Source organism: Facklamia sp. P12955, from assembly GCF_050409565.1.
In the GTDB taxonomy this organism is placed as follows: Bacteria; Bacillota; Bacilli; order Lactobacillales; family Aerococcaceae; genus Facklamia.
In genome coordinates this window covers 1-24,852 of sequence record NZ_JBNUPF010000017.1, presented here as the reverse complement: position 1 = coordinate 24,852, position 24,852 = coordinate 1, and the positions used below count along the sequence as shown (strand labels likewise).

Here is a 24,852-nt window from a genome sequence, read left to right as displayed (position 1 = left end):
GACTATGGCTGCGATTAAAAGTATTATAAAAGTTGTGGAAAGCCACGATTAATTTTTACACCATATTAATTAATGAAAAAACTAAATAGATACGGAGGTGACTCTTATGGAAATTTTGATTCCACTCGCCTTCGCTATCGTTGCTTTAATTGCTGGTTTTGTTATTGGTTATATCGTTAAACAAAAATCAGATGAAAAAAATATTGCGGGTGCAAAAGCAAATGCCGAAGCAATTATTGATGATGCGATAAATCAAGCCCAAACTTTAAAACGCGAAGCGCTTTTTGAAGCGAAGGAAGAAAATATCAAATACCGTAATGAGATTGAAAACGAGCTGAAAGATCGTCGCCAAGAAGCGACAAAATTTGAAAATCGTTTAATTCAAAAAGAAGAAAACCTGGATAAGAAAAGCAATACTTTAGATAATCGTGAATCTCTATTAGAAAATAAAGAAGCAGATTATTTAAAACGTAAAGATGAATTGGTTGAAAAGGAAAGTGAAATTGAACAACTTATCTTAAAAGGCCAAGAAGAATTAGAAAGAATTGCTATGATGTCAAGAGATGATGCAAAAGAAATCATTCTTAAAGAGACAGAAGAGACACTTTCTAACGAAATGGCTGTCATGATACGTGATGCTGATCAAAAAGCTAAAGAAGAAGCGGACCGTAATGCGAAAGAAATCATTCTTCAAGCTATTCAACGTTCGGCAACAGACCTAGTCACAGATAATTCTGTATCGGTTGTGCACTTGCCAAATGATGATATGAAGGGTCGGATTATTGGTCGAGAAGGACGGAATATTCGTACCTTAGAAAGTCTAACAGGTATCGATTTAATTGTAGATGACACACCTGAAACAGTCGTTTTAAGTGGCTTTGATCCAATTCGTCGAGAAATTGCTAAGCTCGCTCTTGAACATTTAATTCAAGATGGCCGAATTCATCCTGCTAGGATTGAAGAAATGGTTGAGCGGGCACGTAAGGAAATGGATGAGCGCATCCGCGAAGTCGGTGAAGAAGCTGTCTTTGATGTTGGTATTCACGCTATTCATCCTGATCTAATTAAAATTATCGGTCGTTTAGCTTACCGGACTTCCTATGGTCAAAATGTCTTAAAACACTCTGTTGAAGTTGCAAAGTTAGCAGGGGTAATGGCCGGTGAATTGAATGAAGATGTAGTCTTAGCCAAAAGAGCGGGCTTACTTCATGATATTGGTAAAGCATTAGACCAAGAAATTGAAGGTTCTCACGTTGAAATTGGTGCAGAAATTGCTAATCGTTATAAAGAAAATGAGGTAGTTATTAATGCAATTGCTTCTCACCATGGCGATACTAAAGCAACTTCTGTTATTTCAGAACTAGTCGCAGCGGCTGATGCCTTATCTGCTGCAAGACCAGGTGCACGAAGTGAATCCTTAGAAAACTACATTCGTCGCTTGAAACAATTGGAAGAAATCGCCAATGAAAATGAAGGCGTTACTCAATCCTATGCTATTCAAGCAGGTCGAGAAGTACGTGTGATTGTCGCTCCAGACAAGATCAATGATGCTAAAGCGGCTGCTTTAGCAAGGAGCGTGAAACAACGCATTGAAAATGAAATGAAATATCCAGGAAATATTAAAGTAACGGTGATACGCGAAATACGAGCCGTAGAGTATGCGAAATAAAGACAAGGCACAACCCCTTTTGGAGTTGTGCTTTTTATATCATGATAATGATGAGAGCTTTTGCTAAAATAGAGCTAGTCAAAACCTTTACTTCTAAGAGAACCTTTGCTTAAATCTCAAATTGTTATTAATTAATTATTAACAAGCAAGTAGAAAGAAAGCTTATTTGGCTTATGTCATTATTATGATATCAATTCAAAACCAATCAACGATTAAATGAACTAGAGGATGAGTAGCCATGTCAAGTAAAGAAACCCCTATGATGCAACAATATCTATCCATTAAAGCCAAGCATCAAGATTCCATCTTGTTTTTTCGTTTAGGCGATTTTTATGAAATGTTTTATGAAGATGCTATTACTGCTGCAAGAGTATTAGAAATCACGCTGACTTCCCGTAATAAAAAAGCCCAAGATCCAGTGCCCATGTGTGGGGTTCCTTATCATTCAGCCACCGAATATATCCGTCGTTTAATCCAAGAAGGCTATAAAGTGGCTATTTGTGAACAATTAGAAGATCCACGACTCACCAAAGGGATGGTCAAAAGAGATGTTGTTCAAATTATTACACCAGGAACCATTTTGGTCGACCAAGCACTCAAACACAAAGAAAATAATTACCTAGCCGCTTTTTTAAAAGCAAAAAACACTTACCATTTGGTTTATGTTGATATTTCAACGGGTCAAAGTCGGATGACTCAAACAGAAGATTGGAATCAATTTGTCAGTGAAATTCAAACGGTTAAACCCAGTGAGTGGATTATCGATGAGGAAGGAAGATCAGGTTTTAGCCAAGAAGAACTGAGCCTACTGCAAGAAAGGATTACGGCTTTTAAATCAACCTTTACACCTGCCGCTTTAACAGAAAATTTCTTTAAGCTAAAAGAGGCAAGCCCTGTTCAAACAGAACTTTTAAAATACTTATCAGCTTATCTCCAATCGATACAACCCCATGCTTTTGATTATTTAAAAGAGGTAGAAGAATACACCCTATCTGCCTATTTACAGATGAATCAATACACTAAGGTGCAATTAGAATTAACCGAATCTTTAAGAACTCAAAAGCGAAAAGGGTCTTTATTGTGGCTGATAGACCGCACGCAAACGGCCATGGGAGGAAGACTATTACATCAGTGGTTGGATAAACCCTTATTACAAAAACAAGCTTTAATTAGCCGCCATCAAAAGGTAGCCGGTTTAATTAATCATTACTTTCTTCGCCTTGAATTAATCAATATTTTAAAAAATATCTATGACCTTGAACGCTTGGTAACAAAACTATCTTTACAGACTGCCAATGCTAGAGAAGTTGACCAATTGCGCCAGTCTTTAAAACAAATACCTCTTCTTAATCAGTATCTCCAACAATTGAACGAAAGCATGGATTCAGTGGATCAATTTCAAGCCTTGCCTGAATTTAATGAGCTTTTGGCTATTATTAATGAAGCCTTGGTCGACAATCCACCGATTTCATTAACAGAAGGTAGAATCATTAAAGACCGCTATCATAAGCAGTTGGATGGTTATCGTGATGCTTTAGATAATGGTGAAAGTTGGCTAATTGATTATCAAGAGCGTGAACGTCAAAGAACCGGCCTAAAAACCCTGAAAGTAGGCTATAATAAAGTCTTTGGCTATTACTTAGAGATGAGCCGTCTGCAAGCACAAGACTTTGACGATCCGACTTATGTCCGCAAGCAAACGTTAGCTAACAATGAACGCTATATTACAGACGAACTTAAACAAATAGAAAGTACCATTCTGGGGGCCCAGGAAAAGGCTGAAAAGTTAGAGTACCATCTCTTTATTGAATTACGCAATCGTTTAAATACCTATTCTAGCCAACTGCAAGAATTGGCACAAGCGGTAGCCACTCTAGATGTTTTATGTTCTTTTGCTGAATTAAGTGAGGAAGAAAACTTCACCCAAGCTCATCTGTCTGATCAAAGAAAAGATTTTGAAATAAAAGAAAGTCGTCATCCCGTTTTGGAGAAGTTAATCGGACGCGCTAAGTTTATCGCCAATGACTTTGACTTAGACCAAGATCAATTTGTTCTACTATTAACCGGACCTAATATGTCGGGCAAGTCGACTTATATGCGTCAAATCGCCTACAGTGTGATTCTTAATCAAATCGGTTGTTTTGTCCCTGCTAAAGAGGCGAGACTGCCCTTAGTCGATCAAATCTTTACTCGGATTGGATCTTCTGATGATTTAACCAGTGGGCAATCCACCTTTATGGTAGAAATGATAGAGACCAATTATGCCTTACAAAACGCCACAGACCGCAGTCTTATCCTCTTTGATGAGATTGGTAGAGGAACCGCCACCTTCGACGGTATTGCCCTAGCGGAAGCGATTCTTTACCATATTGCTCAAAAAGTGGGGGCTGCTACCATCTTCTCTACCCATTATCATGAATTAACGGACCTTGACCAAACACTTTCTCAAATAAAAAACATTCATGTTGGAGCAGTGGAAGAAGCCGGTCATTTAGTCTTTCTCTATAAGATCTTAGCTGGACCAGCGGATAAGTCCTACGGCATTCATGTAGGACGCTTAGCAGGCCTGCCGGAATCAGTCTTGCGACAAAGTCAAGTGGTGTTGGATGAGTTAGAAGCTAATGCCAAGCATTTACGCAACCATCAAGTTGATCCAATAGATCTCTTGCCAATCCCTGAAGAAGAGCAAACTAAAGAAAGCTCTTCGAAGATTGAAACGGCTCTTGAAGCAGTAGATGTTAATCAAATGACCCCCCTAGATGCTTTAAATTTCTTAGCCCAATTAAAACAAGAATTGAAATAAAGAAAGGAGGCCACAATGGGAATTATTAAACAAATGGATATCGCTCTAGCCAATCAGATTGCAGCCGGAGAAGTGGTTGAAAGACCGGCTTCAGTCGTTAAAGAATTGTGTGAAAACGCCATTGATGCCAAAGCAGATCAGATTCAAGTGGAAGTAAAAGAAGCGGGTATTCAACAAATTATAGTGATTGATAATGGTCAAGGAATGGTGGAAGAAGATCTTCACCAATCCGTTTTAGCTCATGCGACCAGTAAAATATATTCCCTACCAGACCTTTTTCAGATTACTTCTTTAGGATTTAGAGGAGAGGCCCTAGCTTCTATAGCTTCAGTAGCCAAAATCAGGATTGAGTCGACTTGGAATGAAGCAAACCAAGCCAGTCAAAGTGGTCATTTTATTGAAGTTGAAAATTCAAAAATAATCAATCAAGGTTCTTGCCCGCCCCGTAATGGGACTACCGTGCAAGTGGATTCAATTTTTTATAATACACCAGCCCGACTCAAGCATTTAGCCAGTCTGCAAACTGAAATGCGCCATATTCTTAAGGTAATCCAGAATTTAGCTATAGCCTATCCAAGTATTTCTTTTACTTTAATTTCAGATGGAGATCGTTTGCTACAAACGGTCGGTAAGGGGGATTTGAAGCAAACCATTGCTCAACTGTACTCACCCCAGCAAGCAAGAGAAATGCTAGCCTTCAAGCAATCGGACATAGAGTTTGACCTAGAAGGATTGATCTCACCACCCACTTTGACTCGAACTAGTCGCAATTATATTCACTGGATGGTCAATGGTCGAACAGTCAAGAGTCCTTTTCTTAATAATGTGTTGATCAAGGCTTATGGCAAGCAGTTAATGATCGGTCGTTTTCCTTTGAGTTTTATTCAAATAACAACGGATCCTCGCTTGGTAGATGTCAATGTGCATCCTACCAAACAGACTATTCGCTTAAGTAAGGAAGCGGAACTGGCTAAACTATTAACTCAAGCCGTTCAAGCAAGCTTATTACAAAACCGCGCCATTCCTGAAGCAGGAGACAGCCTATTTAGACCTACTCGTTTCTACCAACAAAATAAGGGGCAATTAGACTGGATCAGCCAAACATCCCATCTAGCAGAAGATAAGCAAGCTATAGAGCTGTCTCGTCCTGATTCTAACCAGATAAAAATGGATGAGTACACAAAAGTCAGTGACTTCCCAACTGAAAAGACTCAAGGGATGATGGAAGCATTAAGCTCTCAAGCAGTAGAAAAAGAGGCATTGAATCAACAAGAAAAACCAAAGATGATTGATTTTAGTCAGCTACGCTATGTAGGTCAGATTCATGGCACCTATTTAATTGCTGAAGGTCCTTCTTCTTTCTACTTAATTGATCAACACGCTGCCCAAGAGAGAGTCCGTTATGAAAAATTAATGGCTGACCAAGTGGATGTTGACCAGCAGCAGGATTTTTTGATGCCCAAGTTATTTAGTTTTGATTTAAAAACGGCGCAAATGGCAGAAGAATACAGCGACCGTTTGGCCGAAATAGGGATTCACTTACAAGCTTTTGGTCCTAAATCCTATCAAATGCAAAGTCATCCCACCTGGTTAGAAGCCGATGAATTGGACCAGATAGTGCCAGACTTATTAGACCGTTTGAGCCGGCAAGAAGATCTTTCAGTTAATCAATTGAAAGAAGCGAGCATTATCATGCAGTCTTGTCGTGGTGCTATTAAGGCCAACCATCGCCTAGCAGACAGTGAGGCCATTCATCTACTTGCTGAAATGAACGATTTGCAAGATCCATTGCATTGTCCCCATGGTCGTCCAGTATTTATCGAATTCGATCCGACCACTATTGAAAAACTGTTTAAACGTATTCAAGATCATCATTTAGGAGGAAGAGAAAATGACTAAAAAAGATTATCAAGATAAAATTAAAAAATTAGACCCCATTCAATACCATGTGACACAAGAAGCAGGTACTGAAAGACCTTTTAGCGGTAAATATGACCAGTTTGACCAAAAAGGCATTTACGTTGATATTGTGTCAGGAGAACCCTTATTTTCGAGTAAGGATAAGTTTGATGCTGGCTGTGGCTGGCCATCCTTTACTCAACCAGTTAAGGGAACTGAATTGCAAGAATTAGAAGACCATAAATTATCCAGACCTCGAACAGAAGTTCGCTCCAAGCAAGCGGATTCTCATTTGGGCCATGTCTTTAATGATGGGCCAAAGGATAAAGGAGGCTTGAGATATTGTATTAACTCAGCCGCTTTACGCTTTATTCCTTATGAGGAGATGGACCAAGCAGGTTATAGCGATTATAAGAAATGGGTGGAATAGTTAATGTATCAATACATTCAAGGACAAGTTAAGCAGATTCAACCCACTTACTTAGTTCTAGAAGCTAATGGTATAGGTTACCAAATCTGGTGTGCTAATCCTTTCCGTTGGCAAGAAAAGATGCAAGAAAGCATCACACTCTTTATCGAATTAGTAGTCAGAGAAGATGCAATGCTCCTATATGGTTTTATGGACGAGGCTGAAAAGAACCTCTTTTTACAATTGAATAAGGTTTCCGGTATTGGCCCCAAGTCGGCTCTATCCATTCTAGCGTTAGATGATCAAGTGGGCTTGGTGCAAGCTATTGAATCGGCTGATGCCAAGTATTTAATGAAGTTCCCAGGGGTGGGTAAAAAAACAGCCCAGCAAATGATTTTAGACTTACAAGGTAAGCTTGATTTGAGTCAAATGAAAGAAAGTGAAGACTTACCAACAGCTAAAAATAGTTATTTAGAAGAAGTAAAACAAGCCTTAGATGGTTTAGGCTATTCTAAGCGTGAGATTGAGCGCATCATGCCAAAAATAGAAAAAGAAGCCATCCAATCAACCCAAGAAGGTTTGAGTTTAGCCTTTAAGCTCTTAATAAAATAAGCAAGAGAAAGGAATCAATATGGATCAAGAAAGATTTGTATCAAGTGAAAGCTTGAGTGAAGATGATCAACAGCTTACCACTTTGAGACCCCAATTATTAAAAGATTATATCGGTCAATCGAAGGTTAAAAACGAATTGAATGTCTATATTCAAGCAGCCTTGAAGCGATCAGAAGCGCTCGATCATGTCTTGCTCTATGGGCCTCCTGGCTTAGGTAAAACCACTCTTGCCATGGTGATTGCCAATGAGTTAGACGTTAAAATTCAAACAACTTCAGGCCCAGCTATTGAGCGACCGGGTGATTTATTAGCCATTCTTAATGAACTGGATGCTGGCGATATTCTTTTTATTGATGAAATTCACCGCTTACCTCGCATTGTTGAAGAAGTACTTTACTCAGCCATGGAAGATTATTATGTCGATATTGTTATTGGACAAGGAGCTAGTTCCCAGCCCATTCATTTTGAATTGCCACCCTTTACTTTAATAGGAGCAACCACACGGGCGGGGATGCTTACTCAACCCCTGCGTGATCGCTTTGGCATTATGGCCCACATGCAGTACTATGAGGTCAAAGATTTAGAAAAAATCGTTAAACGGTCTGCCAGAGTCTTTCAAATCGACATCGATGATCAAGCCAGTAAAGAATTGGCCGTAAGAAGTCGTGGCACGCCAAGAATAGTTAACCGTATGTTAAGACGGGTGCGTGATTTTGCACAAGTTCATGGCGATGGCAATATTCATATCAAAGATACCAAAGAAGCTTTAAAAGTCTTACAAATTGATGCTTTAGGCTTAGACCCGCTTGATCGTAAACTTTTAAAGACGATGATTGAATTTTATGGTGGAGGACCGGTTGGAATTGCCACCCTTGCTGCCAACATTGGAGAAGATATCGTGACCCTGGAAGATATGTATGAACCTTATCTTGTCCAACAAGGCTTTATTAAACGTACGCCTCGAGGACGGATGGTTACCGAATTAACATATCGCCATTTAAATTATCCCCTGAAAGAAAAATAGAAAGAAGAAAACGATGACTTATACAACTAAAGATTTTGATTATCATTTGCCAGAAGAATTGATTGCTCAAACTCCCTTAAAGGACCGCTCATCATCGCGTATGTTGGTCTTAGACCGTCAAAGTCAGCAAACAATCGATACAGACTTTAAACATATGCTTGATTATTTAAAGCCTGGGGATGGCTTAGTAATTAATGAAACCAGAGTTATTCCCGCGCGTTTATTTGGTGTTAAACCGGATACCGGGGGACATATTGAGGTCCTTTTATTAAAAAACACCCAAGGTGACCAATGGGAATGTCTAGTTAAACCAGGTAAAAGAGCTCGTTTAGGGACCGTCTTACATTTTGGCGACCAAGCCCAATTAGTGGGAACAATTATCGAACATAAGGAAGACGGAGGAAGAGTTATTGAGTTTTCTTATCAAGGTGTTTTCCTAGAAGTGTTAGAATCCCTAGGTCAAATGCCTTTACCACCTTATATAAAGGAAAAATTGGATGATCCAGATCGCTATCAAACGGTCTATGCCAAGCAAAATGGTTCGGCCGCTGCTCCAACAGCTGGCTTGCACTTTACTCAAGAACTAATGCAAGAGGCAATAAATAAAGGCATTGAGATTATTCCGATTGTGCTGCATGTTGGCTTGGGAACCTTCCGACCTGTTTTTGTAGAAAAGATTGACCAACACCAAATGCACGCTGAATATTATCAAATCAGCCCAGAATCGGCTGAAAAAATTCAAAACATTCGTAAAAGAGGTGGCAAGATCACAGCAGTCGGTACAACCTCTGTGCGCACCTTGGAAACAATTGCACGTGACCATCAAGGGCAAATTGTGCCAGCTTCTGGTTGGACGGATATTTTTATCACGCCAGGTTTTAAATTTCAAGCAGTTGACCATTTAATTACTAATTTCCACTTACCACAATCAACCTTAGTTATGTTGGTTTCAGCCTTTTATGATCGCGATAAAATTTTACAAGCCTATCAACACGCAGTGGATCATAAATATCGTTTCTTTAGTTTTGGAGATGCGATGTTCATTCTCTAAATAAACACAGTGGAAGGTGAGAAAAGCAAATGCTATTCAATGTTCGTAGCTCTTATTCTTTATTGCAATCCACCCTTGATTTAAATCAATATGTAGCTAAAGCTAAGTCCCTAGGCTACACGCATCTTGGCTTAGCCGATCAAGGAGTCTTACATGCTAGTCTTAAGTTTTACCTAGCCTGCCAAAAAGCAGACCTTCATGCCATGATAGGGCTTAGCTTGAACTTGCCGGGACGCCTGGACCAAAGTCAAAGCTATCCTATAATTCTTTATGCCCTGAATTACCAGGGCTATTTAGCTTTGATTCAACTTTCTAAATTAATCAACCAAAGCCATCCAGATTATCAGCAAATCGATCATCTGATGAAAGAAGCTAGCCAATCATTGGTTATCATTACTGCCGGCAAGAAGGGAGAATTAGAACAAGCCCTTCTACATGAGAATTTTGAAGCAGGACAAGCGATTCTTCAGTCTTGGCTTCATATTTTTCCGCAAGACAATTTTTATCTAGGACTTTCGATTTATCCCTTCAATGAATTAGAAGTTTCATGGCTATCTCAATTTGCTCGTAACCACCAATTAAAGATGGTTTGTAACCAAGCAGTCGAAAGTCTCACCAGTGAAGAAGGTTTTGCTATAAGGATTTTACAAGCGATTGATCGCGGTGAAAGCTTGGATCCTTCAATTATGACCTATCGGACGTCTCATTATTTATACGGCCGTAATGAATTAGAAGACTTGTATTTACAAAAGGGACTGGAGCAGGTAGTTACCAATAGTCATGCTTTGGAAGAACGTATGCAAGTGCAGCTGCCCATTAATCAGTCGCTCCTACCTAAATTTAAAACACCAAATAATATAGCTGCTAAAGACTATTTAAAACACCTATGTCAAAACAAGCTAGCAGAGTTAAAAGTTGATCAAGTGCCCATTTATCAAGAACGCTTAGACCATGAATTAACTACCATCGATCAAATGGGTTTCAATGATTATTTCTTAATTGTTTGGGAAATTATGGCCTTTTGTTATGAATATAATATCCGAACGGGTCCTGGGCGAGGGTCTGCTGCTGGCTCTTTAGTAGCCTATCTATTAGGAATTACTAAGATAGACCCGATAGAATATGATTTACTCTTTGAACGCTTCTTAAATCCTGAACGCTACAATATGCCCGATATTGATATCGATATTCCAGATGATAAAAGAGACCAAGTGCTTCGTTATGTCGCCCAAAAATATGGCAGCCAGCAGGTAGCTCAATTGGTGACTTTCGGTAGTTTTGGGGCCAAGCAATCACTACGCGACACCCTCAGAGTCTTGTCCTATCCTAAAATGGTGCAAGATCGCTGGTCCAAGACCATACCAACTGAAGTGTCCATCCGCTTGCAGGATGCTTATCAAAAGTCTAGCGCTTTAAGACAGTTAATTGCTGAAGATTCTTTAAATGAACAAATTTTTAAAACTGCTCTCACCATTGAGGGCTTGCCACGACATACTTCTACCCATGCTTCAGGAGTTGTGATTGCCGATCAAGATTTGAGTCGCTGGGTGCCCGTTACAACAAGAGAAGGCCAAATACAGCTTACGCAATTTGATATGGAAGATGTCGAACGAGTAGGTTTGTTAAAAATGGACTTTCTGGGCTTGAAAAACTTACAAATCCTAGATACTATTTTGAATTTAATTAAGCAAAATCAAGGCTTAGCCATTGACATCGATGCCATTGATCGTGAGGATTCAGCCACTTTAAGACTTTTCCAAGAAGCTAACACCCAAGGAGTCTTCCAGTTTGAATCTGAAGGAATTCGCCAAGTTTTAAGAAGATTAAAACCGGAAAGTTTTGAAGATATTATCGCAGTCAATGCTTTATACCGACCGGGGCCTATGCAACAAATTTCTCATTTTATCAACCGCAAGCATGGTAAGGAAAAAATTGATTATATCCATCCACTTTTAGAAGGAATTTTACAAAAAACCTACGGAATTATCGTTTATCAAGAGCAAGTTATGCAAATCTGCCAAAAGTTGGCTGGTTTTAGTTTAGGGCAAGCCGACCTCTTGAGAAGAGCCATGGGTAAAAAAGAGATGGACCTAATGAAAGACCAACAAGTTGCTTTTCTAAAGGGTTGTCAAGAGCGTGGACTGGATAGTCAAACCAGTCAGCAAGTTTTCCATTATATTTATCAATTTGCCAATTATGGTTTTAATCGGGCGCACGCTGCTGTTTATTCGACTTTGGCCTACCAACTAGCTTATTTAAAGGTTCACTATCCATTAGAGTTCTTTACAGCCCTCTTAAACCATGGGCGATCAATTCATCAAAGTTTGGATGAATACCTATTAGATGCCAAACGTACGGTAGGACCCTTTTTAATGGTGGATATCAATCGCTCACATACTAATTTTAAAATTGAAAAAGGGGCTATTCGAATTGGTTTAATGGCTATCAATGGACTCAGACATGATTTTTGTCAAGTCATTTTAGATGAGCGCAATTTAGCTGGGCCTTTTACCGATTTCCAAAACTTTCTATCACGGATGCCCCTTAAATTTCTAAAGACCAATTTAATTCAAGCGCTAATAGATGCCGGTGCACTCGACACCTTTGGCTACACACGAGCGACCTTGACCGAGAACTTAGAACATTTTATTCAATTTCGCAAGATTTCAGGCAATCATATTAACTTATTAAAAGAGATTGAACCTAAAATTAATTTGGTCAGAGAGTGGCCTAAAGCCCATTTACTCAAGCGTCAACGTGAAGTACTAGGCTTGCAATTAGCTGGCCATCCTATTGATGAGTTTTTAAAACTGATTGAAGGAGATCAAAGCTTTCTATCTATTGGAGCTTTAAAATCCTTAAAAATGCCTAAAGGTAAAAAAGTAAAAGTTCTAGCCTATATCGAGCACATGAAAGTCATTGAAACTAAGAAAAAAGACCAGATGGCTTTTTACCGTCTCAATGATGGCAGTCAAAATATTTCTCTGGTTAGTTTTCCTGAAAGTTATCAACGATTTGGCCACCAGCTCAAAGAGGGTCAAGTGGTGGCTTTGCAAGGCCAACTAAGCATAGATCGACAAGGTCAGCCACAAATTGTTTTGGATAAATTACTGCCCTTACCAGAAGATGAAAAGCAATCCCATTCATCACCGATTCGTCAAGTATTTATTAAATTACTAGCCGGGGCTTCTAGTCAGCAATTAGTGGAAAAATTAAAAGCTTTAGCGGTAGAAAACCCAGGTCCTTTAGAAATAATCATGGTCGATGCCAACCGCAATGCTTGGAAATTAGAGGCTCTATATAATATTTCTATGGCAGATCGGGTGGTGGATGAGTTAAAAGCTCTTTTTGGAGAAAATAATGTCTATTTTAAATAATGAATCTGACTGATAATCATATCAACGGACAGGCTTTTTAATTCATGTTAAAATATTATTAAGAGAGTTAATGAATAAGAAGAGGTGACTTATGAGACGTTTAGCAGTGCTAACAAGTGGAGGTGACGCTCCCGGAATGAACGCCGCTATTCGAGCTGTTGTTGAACAGGGCCTCCATCATCAAATTGAGGTAGTAGGTGTTCAACACGGTTTTAAAGGTTTAGTGGAAGGTGAATATAGGAAAATAGGGATCAACGACCTCACTCATGCCATTCGTAGAGGAGGAACCATCCTTTATTCAGCCAGGTACCCTGAATTTAAACAGTTAGAAGTACAAAAAAAAGCCATTCAACAAATGGAATCCCTAGGAATTGAAGGCTTAATTGTTATTGGAGGAGATGGCTCCTTCCAAGGAGCTCTAGCTCTTACTAAATTAGGTTTTCCAGCTATTGGTATTCCAGGAACCATTGATAATGATATTCCAGGGACCGAATATACGATAGGGTTTGACTCTGCCATGTCGGCAGCGATTGAAGCCATCGATAAAATTTCTGACACAGCGGCCTCACATAACCGTACCTTTGTAGTCGAAGTGATGGGACGTAACGCGGGGGATATTGCTATATGGGCCGGAGTGGCTGTGGGAGCCGATGCCATTGTTATTCCTGAAGAAGATTTCTTTATCGGTGACATTGCTCGCAGAGTCAATACGGCTCTTAGTCATGGAAAAGACCATGCTTTAATCGTATTAGCCGAAGGTGTCATGGGCGTGGAAGAATTTATCAAAGAATACAAAAAAGAAGCCCCTGATCAAAGTGTTCGTGGGGTTAACCTCTCCCACATTCAAAGAGGGGGTAATCCAACAGGTCGTGATCGTGTTTTTGCTACATTAATGGGTGCTAAGGCAGTGGATTTAATTCTTCACGGACAATCGGGTATTTTCGTCGGCATTACCAATGAAGAATTATCCGTTTGTGACATCGTTGAAACCTTAACCAAATCCAAGCACAAAGTAAGAGATGATTTGTACGAAATTAATCGTAGCTTAACGGATCGCTATTGAGCATGAAAAGGAGTTAATATGAAGAAAACAAAGATCGTTGGCACAATGGGGCCGGCAACCCAATCAAAGAAAGTAATGGTCGATCTGCTTCACGCAGGAATGAATGTAGCCCGTTTTAATTTTTCTCACGGTGATCAAGCATCGCAATTAAACCATATCAACTTATTTAAAGAGGCCCGTCAAGAAGCCGGTGTTATAGCTGGTATCTTATTAGATACCAAGGGACCTGAAATAAGAACGCATAAGATGGAAAATAATGGCATTCTATTAGAAAAAGGTCATAAAATCCGGATAGCGATGACTGAGGTTTTAGGTAGTGCTGATAAGTTTTCTATCACCTATGAAGGCTTAATTGATGATGTGACTATCGGTTCGCTTATTCTAATCGATGACGGTTTAATTGAATTGGAAGTCGAAGCCATTGATGATCAAGCCAAGGAAATTGCTTGTGTGGTAGTCAATTCAGGTGTCTTAAAATCACAAAAGGGTATTAATGTACCAGGTATTTCTTTAAATATTGCGGGTATCACTGAAAAAGACAAGCAAGATATTCGTTTTGGCGCGCGTCAAGATGTTGACTTTATAGCGGCCTCCTTTGTGCGCCGTCAAAATGATGTGATGGAAATACGTGCTATTCTAGAAGAAGAAAACAAGACCAATATTAAGATTATCTCTAAAATTGAAAACCGGCAGGGTGTCGATAATATTGATGAAATTATAGAAGTATCGGATGGGATTATGGTTGCCCGCGGAGATTTAGGGGTCGAAGTGCCAACAGAAGACGTGCCCCTTATTCAAAAAATGATTATTAAGAAATGTAATCGAGCAGGTATTCCAGTCGTGACAGCTACACAAATGTTAGATTCTATGCAAAGAAACCCTAGACCTACACGAGCCGAAGCAGGAGACGTGGCCAATGCTATTTTTGACGGAACGGATGCTGTCATGCTTTCTGGAGAAACAGCGGCAGGGGATTATCCTTTAGAAGCTGTGAAAATGATGGCTAAGATATGTGAACGGACTGAATCACAATTATTAGGTCAGGATGCCTTTACCTTGAAGAAATTCAATCAGTCAGACTTGACTGAAGCTATTGGTCAAGCGGTGGGACATACTGCTCGTAATCTGGGGATTCAAACCATCGTGGCAGCAACCTCTTCTGGCTATACGGCACGCATGATTGCTAAATACCGGCCGTCTTCTAATATCTTAGCAGCTACCTTTGAGGAAGAAGCACAACGTTCACTCACACTGGTGTGGGGGGTTCAACCTTTCGTTATTGGTAAGCCTGATTCAACCGATGAGATGTTAGATTCTGCTTCAGCCATGGCAGTAAGGCAAGGTTTTGCTAAAGAAGGCGACTTGATTATCATTACTGCGGGCGTTCCAGTTGGTGAAAAAGGCACGACCAACATTATGAAGATTCAATTAATTGGAACCAAGTTAGCTGAAGGACAAGGTGTTGGCAGTGGTAACTTCATTGGTAAGGCAGTGATTGCTCATACCGCTGAAGAGGCTAATGCTTATGTCAAAGAAGATACTGTATTAGTCACTAGCCAGACCGACCGTGATTACACTCCAGCCTTAGAAAGGGTGGGCGCTATTATCTGTGAAAGCGGAGGTATTACTTCCCATGCCGCTATTCTTGGCTTAGAAAGAGGCATACCGGTAGTAGTAGCAGTAGAAGGTGCTATGGAAGCTATTAAACAAAATGAACTGATTACTGTGGATGCTCGTCGTGGAATTATCTATCGCGGAGCAACGGTATCCATCTAGTATAGCAGAGTTCTATCTAAGACACTTATTTTAAGACATTTCTTGGCTTATTTATTGATGGGCTGAAGAAATGTCTTTTTGCTTGCCATCTTTTCTCTTTGCTTACAGAATGTGTTAAAATTGTTAATAGAAGACTAAGCGACTAGAATTAATTGTCTTTTGCTTAGGATAGAGTCGGTCTTTACTTTAGGATAGCTCAATCAGCTTGAAGAGAGTTTGATCAGATAGGAGAATGAAAGATGAAATTAGGAAGAATTACCGAATGTAAGATAAGTGACGAGAATGAAAACAGTTATTTTGCGCAAGTGGAAGGGACAACCTTTCGCTTAGACAAGGATCAAATCCAAGGTCAAAGTTATCACTTAGGCGACCAAATTAAAGGGCTTATTTATGAGGATATGAATCGTGAGGCCCGTATTCAATTAGACATCCCTAAGGCAGCTAGTGGTCACTATGATTGGGGCACAGTAACTCAAGTGCGTAAAGACTTGGGTGTGTTTGTGGATATTGGTCTTTATCAAAAGGACCTAGTAGTTTCTTTGGATAATTTACCAGATGATAAAAGTCAATGGCCTCAAAAAGGGGACCAGCTCTACTTGACAATGACTGTGGATAATAAGAACCGTTTTTGGGGCGAATTAGCAAGTTTTGACCAGATGGAAGAATTATTTATCAAGGCAGCTGACCGTTTGATGAATCAAGATTTAGAAGTAACCATTTTTCAATTGAAATTAGTAGGAGCTTTGGCAATTTCTAAAGAGAACTTCCGCAGCTTTATACATGAGAGCGAATGGATGTTACCCCCGCGTTTGGGTCAAAAAATCAAGGGACGGGTAGTCAAGGTACAAAGTGATGGGTCTTTAAACTTGTCCTTAAAACCAAGAGCCCATGAAGCCATTAGCGATGATGCGACTATGTTAATACGTCTATTAGAAAAGACGCCCAATCATTTCTTACCTTATCACGACAAGTCTGATCCTGAAGCTATTAAGCGAGAATTTGGTATTTCTAAGGGACAATTTAAGCGCGCGGTCGGTTCCTTAATGAAGAATAAGCAAATTCGTCAAGAGGCTAATCAGGGGATTTACTTGGTGACGTCAGAAAATGAATAAGGCGGTCAATCAACAGTTACAAAATTATTTAGCGGATTTTAAGCGCTATTTACAAATTGATCAAGTCAAATCAAAAAATACAATCCAAGCCTATGTAAGAGATTTAAAAAAATTTATAAACTACCATCAAGACCATGCTACACAAAGCTTAGACCAAATCGATTATAGCTACATGCAAGGGTTTTTAGCCCATTTACACCAGCAAAATTATGCCACATCTTCTACTTCACGGCTTTTATCAGCTATGAAACAGTTTTTTCATTATTTGTTAAAAGAAGGGGTTATCCAGCAAAACCCCTTGCAATTAGTTCAAGGACCCAAGCAAGCCAAAAGCCTACCTAAAGTTCTATCAATGGAAGAAGTGGAAGCCATTATTCAAGCACCGAATATAGCCACTTTAACCGGTTTAAGAGACCGAGCCATCTTAGAAGTCCTTTATGCTTGTGGCCTACGTGTGAGTGAATTAACTCAGCTTCAGTTAGCTGACTTACACTTAGACTTGGGTTTTGTTCAAACTTTAGGTAAGGGCAATAAGGAAAGAATCATTCCCTTAGGGGATGAAGCCATCTATTGGGTTGATCAATACTTACAAGATGCCCGAGGTGTTTTTGCTAGTAAAAAGACTGCTCAAGCAGGCCAGATTCTCTTCTTAACAGAAAGAGGAAAGGCCTTCACCCGCCAAGGCATCTGGAAAAATCTTAATAAGTATGTTCAACAAGCAGGAGTCAATCAAAGAGTTTCACCACACATGTTGAGGCACTCTTTTGCCACTCATTTGTTAGAAAATGGTGCCGATTTACGCATGGTTCAAGAACTGTTGGGTCATGCAGACATATCGACCACTCAAATATATACACATATTTCACATCACCGCTTACAGGAAGTTTACCGTAAGAACTTTCCACGCGCTTGATGCGATTAAAGGAGGAAATAAAATGTTTAAAAGAATACACTTAATCGTTATGGACTCTGTCGGAATTGGACAAGCACCCGATGCAGAAGAATTTGGAGACTCTAACGTTCACACCTTAGGCCACATTGCCGAAAACTTTGATTTAAACTTAAAAAATATGGCTCAAATGGGTCTGGGTAAAATTGACACCATCAAAGGGGTAGAAGCCGTCGATCAAACTTCCGCCTACTGGACTAAATTACAAGAACGTTCAGCTGGTAAAGACACCATGACTGGCCACTGGGAAATGATGGGTCTTTATATCGACCAGCCCTTTAGAGTTTTTCCAGCTGGTTTCCCACAAGAGTTGATTGAAAAATTAGAAAAATTTGCTAAGCGTAAGGTAATTGGGAATAAGGTGGCTTCTGGAACCGAAATTATTAAAGAATTAGGACCCGAGCAATTAGAAACGGGGGCATTAATTGTATATACATCAGCCGATTCTGTTTTACAGATTGCTGCCCACGAAGAAGTCATTCCTTTAGAAGAACTTTACAAGGTCTGTGAATATGCCCGTGAGATTACTTTGGAAGATCCTTACATGATTGGTCGGATTATTGCCCGACCTTATGTCGGTCAAATAGGTAATTTCGAAAGAACCAGCAATCGTCATGACTATGCCTTGGATCCCTTTGGCAAAACGACCCTTGATTTCTTAAAAGATGACGGCAAATCGGTCATTGCAGTGGGCAAAATTAATGACATCTTTAATGGAGCGGGTATTACTCAAGCGATTCGCACTAAGTCCAATATGGACGGTGTCGATCAATTACTCAAGGTCATGGGGCAAGATTTTGAAGGTCTATCCTTCACCAACTTAGTGGACTTCGATGCCAAATATGGTCACCGTCGTGACCCTCAAGGCTATGGTCAAGCCTTAGAAGACTTCGACGCCCGCATTCCTGAACTAATTCAAGCCATGAATGAAGAGGACTTGTTATTAATCACAGCCGACCATGGTAATGATCCGACTTATAAGGGAACCGATCATACCCGTGAATATGTGCCTTTATTGGCCTATTCTAAAAAGTTTAAAGCGGCAAGTGAACTACAAGCGCAGCACTTTGCTGATATCGCGGCCACTATTTCTGATAACTTTGGTGTTAAACAGACAGATCAAGGACAGTCGTTTTTAGCACAATTAAAATAGGAGAAGATTATGTATCAAAAAACCTTAGAATATTTAAAAGACCACGGTATGGTAGCCCCTCGAATTGGTTTAATTCTAGGCTCTGGTTTAGGAGATTTGGCAGATGAAATTAAAAATCCGGTTAAAATCCCTTATGAAGCTATCCCAAGTTTTCCAGTATCAACTGTTGAAGGTCATGCTGGTCAATTGGTCTATGGCAGCCTAGCTGGACAAAAAGTAATAGCATTACAAGGACGTTTTCACTATTACGAAGGCTATGACCTTGAAACAATCACCTTTCCGATTCGGATTTTTAAAGAATTAGGGGTCGAAAGTTTGATTCTTACAAATGCAGCCGGTGGGGTTAATAATAGTTTTAAACCTGGCGATCTAATGGTCATCAAGGATCAACTTAATTTTACAGGCGAAAATCCTTTGATTGGTAAAAACAATCCACAAGGTCCGCGCTTTGTTGATATGAGTCAAACTTATAGTAAAAGAGGCATTCAATTGCTACATCAAACAGCTAAAAGTTTAGGTTTTAGTTTACAAGAGGGAGTTTATGCATGGATGACCGGTCCTTCTTATGAGACCCCAGCTGAAATTAGAGCCATTCGTTTGATGGGGGGCGATGCAGTGGGAATGTCTACTGTTCCCGAAGCTATTGTAGCAAGACATGCTGGGCTGGAAGTCTTGGGAGTGTCTTGTATTACCAACTATGCAGCCGGTATGCAGGAGACACTTAACCACCAAGAAGTGATGGCTGTTTCTAGAGAAGTGAAACCACGATTTAAGCAATTAATTTATCAAGTGATTGAACAAATATAGGACTTTGTAAAGCTTTAAGTTGAAATTTCAGTCTTTGCATGGTAATATCTCAAGGAAATCTAATTAGAGATAGGAGGTCGCAAAAATGCTAGTTCATTCAACGCATAAGAATGAAAAAGTTGTCTTAGGACTCTTAAGTTTAACTTGCGAAGGTGAAGATCAAATGGCTCAAGCAGGCGAAATTTTAACTAAATATCGCGACCAAGAAGGTTTCGACCTTTACTTATATAAAGATCCTGAAACAAGCAACTTCGTTGGTTTAATCGGTATTGAGCAGCGTAAAGTTGAAACGGATCCCCAAGAAAATCTTTCGACAATAATCGTTCACCTTATATCGGTTATTCCTTCCTTTGAAGGAGAGTCCGTGGATTATCAATTGTTCAAAGAACTTAAAGATATGTTTCCACAAATTCAAATCTCAGGTTCCATTCAATCAGAAACCCAAGATATGATTGCCCAGTTTGCTGAGAAATATCGTCAGCAGATAAAAGCAAATAGTGAAGGGGAAGCCAACTAATGCAAGAGGATCGAACCAATCAAGACTTAACCCTTAAATTAACGGCCTTTCAAGGGCCGTTTGATTTGCTTTTACACCTAATTAAAGAGTTAGAAGTCGATATTAACGATATACCCATGACGGAAATTACTGACCAATATTTGGCTTATATTGACCAGATGCAGGAATTAGACCTCGATAAGGTCGGAGAATATTTAGTGATGGCGGCCACTCTATTAGAGATCAAGAGTCGTCTCTTAATTCCCATTGAACCGGATGAATTGGATGGTGATTTAGAAGACCAAGATCCGCGGAGTGGTCTGGTTCAGCAACTGCTCATTTATCAACAATTTCAGCTAGTAGCGGACACCTTAGAAGATATGCAAGTGGATCGTAGTAAGCACTATTCAAGACCAGCGGCAGATCTTTCAAACTTTATAGCTTTTATTCCCTTAGAAGAAGGTGAGCTTTCGCTAGAGCAATTACAAACCAGTTTGAAGAGCGTCTTGCAAGCGCAAGAACAAAGACAACCTAAAGAAAAAGAAATTCATCATGATCAAGTTTCAGTGACGGACAAAATGCAATTCATTCGGCAACAATTTCAATCCATTAAGCCTAATCAATCCATTGCTTTTTCGTCTCTTTTATCGAATGGCTCTCGACCAGAAATTATTGCCACATTTATTGCTGTTTTAGAAATGGTCCGTAAGCAAGTTCTGGTTTTTCAACAAGAAAGTTATCTAGATAGCATTGAACTGCGTTTGAGGGAGGAAGGCTATGCTTAGAAAAATAGCAGGCATTATTTTTGTTGCCGGGGAAGAAGGCGTGACCTTGAATGAGTTAGCCACTCTTTTAAATCTCTCACCAACAGAAATTAAGCCTATGATTGAAGAAGTCCAGCAAACTTTAAAAGACCATCCACTATCGCCAATTGATTTGGTCCAATTTGGCGAACGCTTCTTGTATGTAACCCAAGCAGACTTAGACCCCTTGATTGAAAATTTTGCTCAATCGCCACTGCAACAAAAGTTAAGTCGACCGGCTATTGAGACCTTGGCTATCGTAGCTTACCGTCAACCGATTACACGCATGACCATTGATGAAATTCGGGGCGTTTCTTCCCAAGCCATGCTACAAAAATTAGTCAGCCGAGACCTCATTAAGGAGGTAGGTAAGTTAGAAGCGCCTGGTAGACCCATACTTTATGGAGTCACCGATTACTTCCTCAATTACTTTGCGCTATCTTCCTTAGAGGATCTACCACCTATTGAAGATTTAGCCCTCAACAGTCAAACCGCTTCAGAAGAACTTTTTTCATTAAAAAGATGGGAAATTAATTTATTTGATCAAGAAGAATAAGGAGGAACTATGGAAAGACTACAAAAAGTTATGGCTCACGCAGGGGTTGCCAGTCGACGCAAATGTGAAGACATGATTAAAGAAGGTCGCGTCAAAGTAAATGGACAAGTGGTTCGTGAATTAGGAACCAAAGTCACCAGCAATGACCGTATTGAAGTAGACGAGGTGCCTATTTATAAGGAAGAACCGCGCTATATCTTACTTTACAAGCCAAAAAACTATATTTCAGCTGTGGCTGATGACAAGGGCCGTCCGGTGGTTACCGATTTAATCCATGGTATTGAAGAACGTATCTATCCGATTGGCAGATTAGACTTTGATACGACAGGCTTACTCTTATTAACCAATGATGGTGACTTTGCCAATCAGATGATGCATCCTAAGCATCAGATTGATAAGACATATATTGCGAAATTGGGTGGCATTCCTACAGCTAAGGAATTAAGACAATTAGAAAAGGGCGTAATGATTGATGGTCAAAAGACCTCCAAAGCTAGAGCTCGTCTCATTTCTAGCAATCAAGATAATCGTACAGCCGTTGTCCAATTAACCATCCATGAAGGCTGGAACCATCAAGTTAAGAAAATGTTTGAAGCCATTGGATATCCCGTCTTCAAATTGAAGCGCGAATCTTTTGCTTTTCTTGGCTTAGATAATTTGAAACCGGGTATGTGGCGAGAGCTAACTGCCTTTGAAGTGGATAAATTAAGTAAGATGGCTTTAGATAGTGAATAAGAGCTTGCTTAAATCCGAGATAAATGCTATAATTCATTTAAATTAAATAACGTCTTCGGGGCAGGGTGAAATTCCCGACCGGCGGTAGAGTCCGCGAACTTAGCTGTGGCTAGGTTGAACTGGTGTAATTCCAGTACCGACAGTAAAGTCTGGATGGTAGAAGATAAGATATTGATAAGTTTATGCTTATTTAGGCTACCATCCTCTCAGTTTGAGTGGATGGTTTTTTTATCAATGGACCCTCCTAAAGACGTAAAAAAAAGGAGAATCGTTATGAAGAATCGAAAAGTTCAGAAAGTCACACTTTTAGCCATTTTAGGAGCTTGGGCAGTCGTTCTACGTTTTTTTGACTTCCCAATCTTGCCATTTGCACCTTTTCTTAAGGTTGATTTTTCGGATCTTATGGCCTTAATTGGTATGTTAATTTACGGACCACAAGGCCTAGTTGCCGTGGCCTTCATTCGTGATTTGGTTAATTATATCCTTAAGGGAGGGGAAGCTGGCATTCCGATTGGGATGTTAATGAGTATGACAGCGACCTTAGCCATGTTTTTACCAAGCCACTTCATTTTGAAGTATTTAAAAGAAAAAGGGCAAGCTATTAAATTTTCTTTAATCTCTCTTAGTCTTGTCTTTAGTTTAACTCTCTCCATGGCTTGCTTTAATTACTATCTGGCTTTACCTATTTATGTCAAAGTCATGAACTTTCCCATTGATGATTATATGACTTATATCCTATCTGTCATTGTGCCATTCAATTTAATCAAGGGCTTAATCATGGTTGTCGGTCAAATTTTTGTCATTAAATCAATGAAGACCATATTGGGTCGCCGCATTAACTTCTATGATGGTTACATAGGAAAAGGTTACCGTTCTGCTACTAGAATATTACAACAGCAATAAGTAATTTACTTTTTTAGGTCAATTGTGTTTGCATCAAGTTTAGAGTTTGCTATAATATAAGAAATTGGACTCATATGCTAACCTAGCCTTTTTAGGTTTGTTGCTATGAATAGATATCTTAATATCGATTAGTGTAGGAGGAAGCTTGATGGCAAAGGATAACGAACGCTTTGATCAACCTGAAGATAAGGATCAAGGTTTAAATGAAAAAGCAAAAACCAAAAAATTTACTGCCCCATGGAACAATAAGTTTGGTGAGGATGAAAATTTCAAGAATCGTCAATTTTCACGCTCGGCTAGAAATCAACCGAAGCAGGAAGCAACCGTTTTATCAAACGCTTTGCTATTCTTCTTAATTTTCACTTTGATTTTCCCGTTTGCATTGTATGCTTATATCGACTCACAAAAGAGTGATAAGCCTTTAGAAAGTAAAACGGCTGAACAGGTTGTTCTAAGTAAGAGCACAACTGAAGAAGCAACGACAACCAAAGAAGAGAAGACAACAACTACTGAAGCTGTTACGCGTGAAATCGAAGCAACAACTACGACTCAAGCGCCTGTACCGACTCAACCAGCAGTTGAGACTTCTGCTCAACCACAAGCAGCGTCAACTTACCATACCGTAAGTGCGGGTGAATCATGGTGGTCAATCTCTCAAGCTTATGGTGTTGATGTTTATGACTTAGCTGCTGCCAACGGAACTACAATTGACGGTACTTTGATGCCAGGCTCACAAATCGTCATTCCATAAAAGAATAAGAAAGTTAAGGCTGAGTTAATTCTCAGCCTTTTTATGAGAAAGGAATTAACCAATGTTTTCAATTGCAATCGATGGCCCAGCGGCTTCTGGTAAGTCAACCGTCGCTAAACTTATCGCAAAAAAATACCAACTGACATATATCGATACTGGCGCTATGTATCGCGCAATCACTCTAGCTTGTTTGCTAAATAAAATAAATATTAATGATCCCCATCGTTTAGGAGAAATTTTACAAGCAGTCAAAATTTCTTTTGAAATGGATGGTGACCAACAAAAAGTTTTAATCAATGGGCATGATGTCAGTCAAGAAATTCGTTCGGTGGAAGTGACACAAAATGTTTCTAAGGTTTCTGCTAATCTAAGGGTCAGACAAGCCTTAGTCAAGCAGCAACAAGCTATAGCTAGTGAAGAAGCAGTGGTGATGGACGGACGAGATATTGGCACGGTAGTTCTACCAGATGCCAGTCTTAAGTTTTATCTTGTAGCTTCCAGTCTAGTAAGAGCTCAAAGACGCTATGAAGAAAATCTAACTAAGGGCATGGAGACCCAATCCCTAGAAGAGATTGAAGCTGAGATTATTAAACGCGACCACTACGATAGCAATCGTCAACACAGTCCTTTGCAAAAAGCAGAAGATGCTATTGAAATGGATACTTCAGACTTATCCATTGATCAAGTAGTTGAAAAATTAAGTGACTATATCGATTTTATAAAATAATTTTAAAAAGGAGGCTGATGAGCCTTTTTTTATTTTGATAAAACTAGATAATCAGATCTCGTTTAAATGAATAAAAGTCAGCAATAATAAAATTATTGATAATATCGGCCTTATTCGCAATATTGTTAGACGATAATACATATGTGACATAAAACAAATAAAAATAGGGAGCTTCTG

At 39.5% G+C, this 24,852-nt stretch carries 21 protein-coding genes and 1 riboswitch; all 21 genes read left to right on the top strand.

From position 1 onward, the window contains the following. Positions 1-106: 106 nt before the first annotated feature. The 21 genes from rny to cmk all read left to right on the top strand — a co-directional run bounded on the left by rny (position 107) and on the right by cmk (position 24,675). Positions 107-1,669: a ribonuclease Y gene (rny, locus tag ACQV2G_RS06080; protein WP_428873734.1), complete on the top strand. Its 1,563-nt coding sequence runs from the start codon at positions 107-109 to the stop codon at positions 1,667-1,669. 238 nt (positions 1,670-1,907) lie between these two features. After that, positions 1,908-4,472, top strand: a complete 2,565-nt coding sequence (gene mutS, locus ACQV2G_RS06075) for a DNA mismatch repair protein MutS (protein ID WP_428876365.1) — start codon at positions 1,908-1,910, stop codon at positions 4,470-4,472. Positions 4,473-4,487: 15 nt separating this feature from the next. Continuing rightward, positions 4,488-6,371 carry a DNA mismatch repair endonuclease MutL gene (gene mutL, locus ACQV2G_RS06070; RefSeq protein WP_428873732.1) on the top strand — a complete coding sequence of 628 codons (1,884 nt, stop codon included), beginning with the start codon at positions 4,488-4,490 and terminating at the stop codon, positions 6,369-6,371. Continuing rightward, a complete protein-coding gene (gene msrB / locus ACQV2G_RS06065; protein WP_428876364.1) occupies positions 6,364-6,801 on the top strand; it encodes a peptide-methionine (R)-S-oxide reductase MsrB in 438 nt (145 codons plus the stop codon). Before mutL ends, msrB begins: the two co-directional genes overlap by 8 nt. 3 nt (positions 6,802-6,804) lie before the next feature. Then, entirely contained in the window at positions 6,805-7,392 is a 588-nt protein-coding gene (gene ruvA / locus ACQV2G_RS06060) for a Holliday junction branch migration protein RuvA (protein WP_428873730.1), read from the top strand. A gap of 19 nt (positions 7,393-7,411) precedes the next feature. Further along, entirely contained in the window at positions 7,412-8,416 is a 1,005-nt protein-coding gene (gene ruvB / locus ACQV2G_RS06055) for a Holliday junction branch migration DNA helicase RuvB (RefSeq protein WP_428873729.1), read from the top strand. Positions 8,417-8,429: 13 nt separating this feature from the next. After that, positions 8,430-9,467, top strand: coding sequence for a tRNA preQ1(34) S-adenosylmethionine ribosyltransferase-isomerase QueA (queA, locus tag ACQV2G_RS06050; RefSeq protein ID WP_428873728.1), 1,038 nt, complete (start codon positions 8,430-8,432; stop codon positions 9,465-9,467). Between the two features lie 29 nt (positions 9,468-9,496). After that, complete coding sequence (gene dnaE / locus ACQV2G_RS06045; protein ID WP_428876363.1) at positions 9,497-12,844, top strand: DNA polymerase III subunit alpha; 3,348 nt, start codon at positions 9,497-9,499, stop codon at positions 12,842-12,844. 91 nt (positions 12,845-12,935) lie between these two features. After that, positions 12,936-13,907 carry an ATP-dependent 6-phosphofructokinase gene (locus tag ACQV2G_RS06040; protein WP_428873726.1) on the top strand — a complete coding sequence of 324 codons (972 nt, stop codon included), beginning with the start codon at positions 12,936-12,938 and terminating at the stop codon, positions 13,905-13,907. A gap of 18 nt (positions 13,908-13,925) precedes the next feature. Next, positions 13,926-15,683 (top strand): pyruvate kinase, encoded by a 1,758-nt coding sequence (gene pyk / locus ACQV2G_RS06035; protein ID WP_428873725.1) that lies wholly within the window; start codon positions 13,926-13,928, stop codon positions 15,681-15,683. Between the two features lie 239 nt (positions 15,684-15,922). Next, positions 15,923-16,795 (top strand): CvfB family protein, encoded by an 873-nt coding sequence (locus ACQV2G_RS06030; protein ID WP_428873724.1) that lies wholly within the window; start codon positions 15,923-15,925, stop codon positions 16,793-16,795. Next, positions 16,788-17,708, top strand: coding sequence for a site-specific tyrosine recombinase XerD (gene xerD, locus ACQV2G_RS06025; RefSeq protein ID WP_428873723.1), 921 nt, complete (start codon positions 16,788-16,790; stop codon positions 17,706-17,708). Before ACQV2G_RS06030 ends, xerD begins: the two co-directional genes overlap by 8 nt. 22 nt (positions 17,709-17,730) lie before the next feature. After that, positions 17,731-18,897, top strand: coding sequence for a phosphopentomutase (gene deoB / locus ACQV2G_RS06020; protein WP_428876362.1), 1,167 nt, complete (start codon positions 17,731-17,733; stop codon positions 18,895-18,897). A gap of 9 nt (positions 18,898-18,906) precedes the next feature. After that, entirely contained in the window at positions 18,907-19,704 is a 798-nt protein-coding gene (locus ACQV2G_RS06015) for a purine-nucleoside phosphorylase (RefSeq protein ID WP_428874794.1), read from the top strand. Positions 19,705-19,789: 85 nt separating this feature from the next. Further along, a complete protein-coding gene (locus tag ACQV2G_RS06010) occupies positions 19,790-20,221 on the top strand; it encodes a hypothetical protein (RefSeq protein ID WP_428873719.1) in 432 nt (143 codons plus the stop codon). Next, the gene (locus tag ACQV2G_RS06005; protein ID WP_428873718.1) at positions 20,221-20,985 is read left to right on the top strand and encodes a segregation and condensation protein A; all 765 of its coding nucleotides are present in this window, start codon (positions 20,221-20,223) and stop codon (positions 20,983-20,985) included. Before ACQV2G_RS06010 ends, ACQV2G_RS06005 begins: the two co-directional genes overlap by 1 nt. Next, on the top strand, positions 20,978-21,559 hold the full coding sequence (scpB, locus tag ACQV2G_RS06000) for an SMC-Scp complex subunit ScpB (RefSeq protein WP_428876361.1): 582 nt from the start codon (positions 20,978-20,980) through the stop codon (positions 21,557-21,559). Before ACQV2G_RS06005 ends, scpB begins: the two co-directional genes overlap by 8 nt. 9 nt (positions 21,560-21,568) lie before the next feature. Continuing rightward, the gene (locus ACQV2G_RS05995; protein WP_428873716.1) at positions 21,569-22,294 is read left to right on the top strand and encodes a pseudouridine synthase; all 726 of its coding nucleotides are present in this window, start codon (positions 21,569-21,571) and stop codon (positions 22,292-22,294) included. Between the two features lie 47 nt (positions 22,295-22,341). Beyond that, a riboswitch (FMN riboswitch) is annotated at positions 22,342-22,463 on the top strand. A 104-nt stretch (positions 22,464-22,567) separates the two neighbouring features. After that, positions 22,568-23,197, top strand: a complete 630-nt coding sequence (locus tag ACQV2G_RS05990) for an ECF transporter S component (RefSeq protein WP_428876360.1) — start codon at positions 22,568-22,570, stop codon at positions 23,195-23,197. 148 nt (positions 23,198-23,345) lie between these two features. Further along, complete coding sequence (locus ACQV2G_RS05985) at positions 23,346-23,948, top strand: LysM peptidoglycan-binding domain-containing protein (RefSeq protein ID WP_428873713.1); 603 nt, start codon at positions 23,346-23,348, stop codon at positions 23,946-23,948. A gap of 61 nt (positions 23,949-24,009) precedes the next feature. Further along, positions 24,010-24,675, top strand: a complete 666-nt coding sequence (gene cmk, locus ACQV2G_RS05980; RefSeq protein WP_428876359.1) for a (d)CMP kinase — start codon at positions 24,010-24,012, stop codon at positions 24,673-24,675. Positions 24,676-24,852 lie beyond the last annotated feature (177 nt).

Bases quoted from the DNA above. Each gene is read 5' to 3' on its own strand.
- deoB (WP_428876362.1), top strand. From the start codon at position 17,731: ATGTTTAAAAGAATACACTTAATCGTTATGGACTCTGTCGGAATTGGA.
- xerD (WP_428873723.1), top strand. From the start codon at position 16,788: ATGAATAAGGCGGTCAATCAACAGTTACAAAATTATTTAGCGGATTTT.
- rny (WP_428873734.1), top strand. From the start codon at position 107: ATGGAAATTTTGATTCCACTCGCCTTCGCTATCGTTGCTTTAATTGCT.
- ruvA (WP_428873730.1), top strand. From the start codon at position 6,805: ATGTATCAATACATTCAAGGACAAGTTAAGCAGATTCAACCCACTTAC.
- queA (WP_428873728.1), top strand. From the start codon at position 8,430: ATGACTTATACAACTAAAGATTTTGATTATCATTTGCCAGAAGAATTG.
- pyk (WP_428873725.1), top strand. From the start codon at position 13,926: ATGAAGAAAACAAAGATCGTTGGCACAATGGGGCCGGCAACCCAATCA.
- msrB (WP_428876364.1), top strand. From the start codon at position 6,364: ATGACTAAAAAAGATTATCAAGATAAAATTAAAAAATTAGACCCCATT.
- ACQV2G_RS06030 (WP_428873724.1), top strand. From the start codon at position 15,923: ATGAAATTAGGAAGAATTACCGAATGTAAGATAAGTGACGAGAATGAA.
- mutS (WP_428876365.1), top strand. From the start codon at position 1,908: ATGTCAAGTAAAGAAACCCCTATGATGCAACAATATCTATCCATTAAA.
- ACQV2G_RS05995 (WP_428873716.1), top strand. From the start codon at position 21,569: ATGGAAAGACTACAAAAAGTTATGGCTCACGCAGGGGTTGCCAGTCGA.
- ACQV2G_RS06040 (WP_428873726.1), top strand. From the start codon at position 12,936: ATGAGACGTTTAGCAGTGCTAACAAGTGGAGGTGACGCTCCCGGAATG.
- scpB (WP_428876361.1), top strand. From the start codon at position 20,978: ATGCTTAGAAAAATAGCAGGCATTATTTTTGTTGCCGGGGAAGAAGGC.
- ACQV2G_RS06015 (WP_428874794.1), top strand. From the start codon at position 18,907: ATGTATCAAAAAACCTTAGAATATTTAAAAGACCACGGTATGGTAGCC.
- dnaE (WP_428876363.1), top strand. From the start codon at position 9,497: ATGCTATTCAATGTTCGTAGCTCTTATTCTTTATTGCAATCCACCCTT.
- ACQV2G_RS06010 (WP_428873719.1), top strand. From the start codon at position 19,790: ATGCTAGTTCATTCAACGCATAAGAATGAAAAAGTTGTCTTAGGACTC.
- cmk (WP_428876359.1), top strand. From the start codon at position 24,010: ATGTTTTCAATTGCAATCGATGGCCCAGCGGCTTCTGGTAAGTCAACC.
- ACQV2G_RS05990 (WP_428876360.1), top strand. From the start codon at position 22,568: ATGAAGAATCGAAAAGTTCAGAAAGTCACACTTTTAGCCATTTTAGGA.
- ACQV2G_RS06005 (WP_428873718.1), top strand. From the start codon at position 20,221: ATGCAAGAGGATCGAACCAATCAAGACTTAACCCTTAAATTAACGGCC.
- ACQV2G_RS05985 (WP_428873713.1), top strand. From the start codon at position 23,346: ATGGCAAAGGATAACGAACGCTTTGATCAACCTGAAGATAAGGATCAA.
- mutL (WP_428873732.1), top strand. From the start codon at position 4,488: ATGGGAATTATTAAACAAATGGATATCGCTCTAGCCAATCAGATTGCA.
- ruvB (WP_428873729.1), top strand. From the start codon at position 7,412: ATGGATCAAGAAAGATTTGTATCAAGTGAAAGCTTGAGTGAAGATGAT.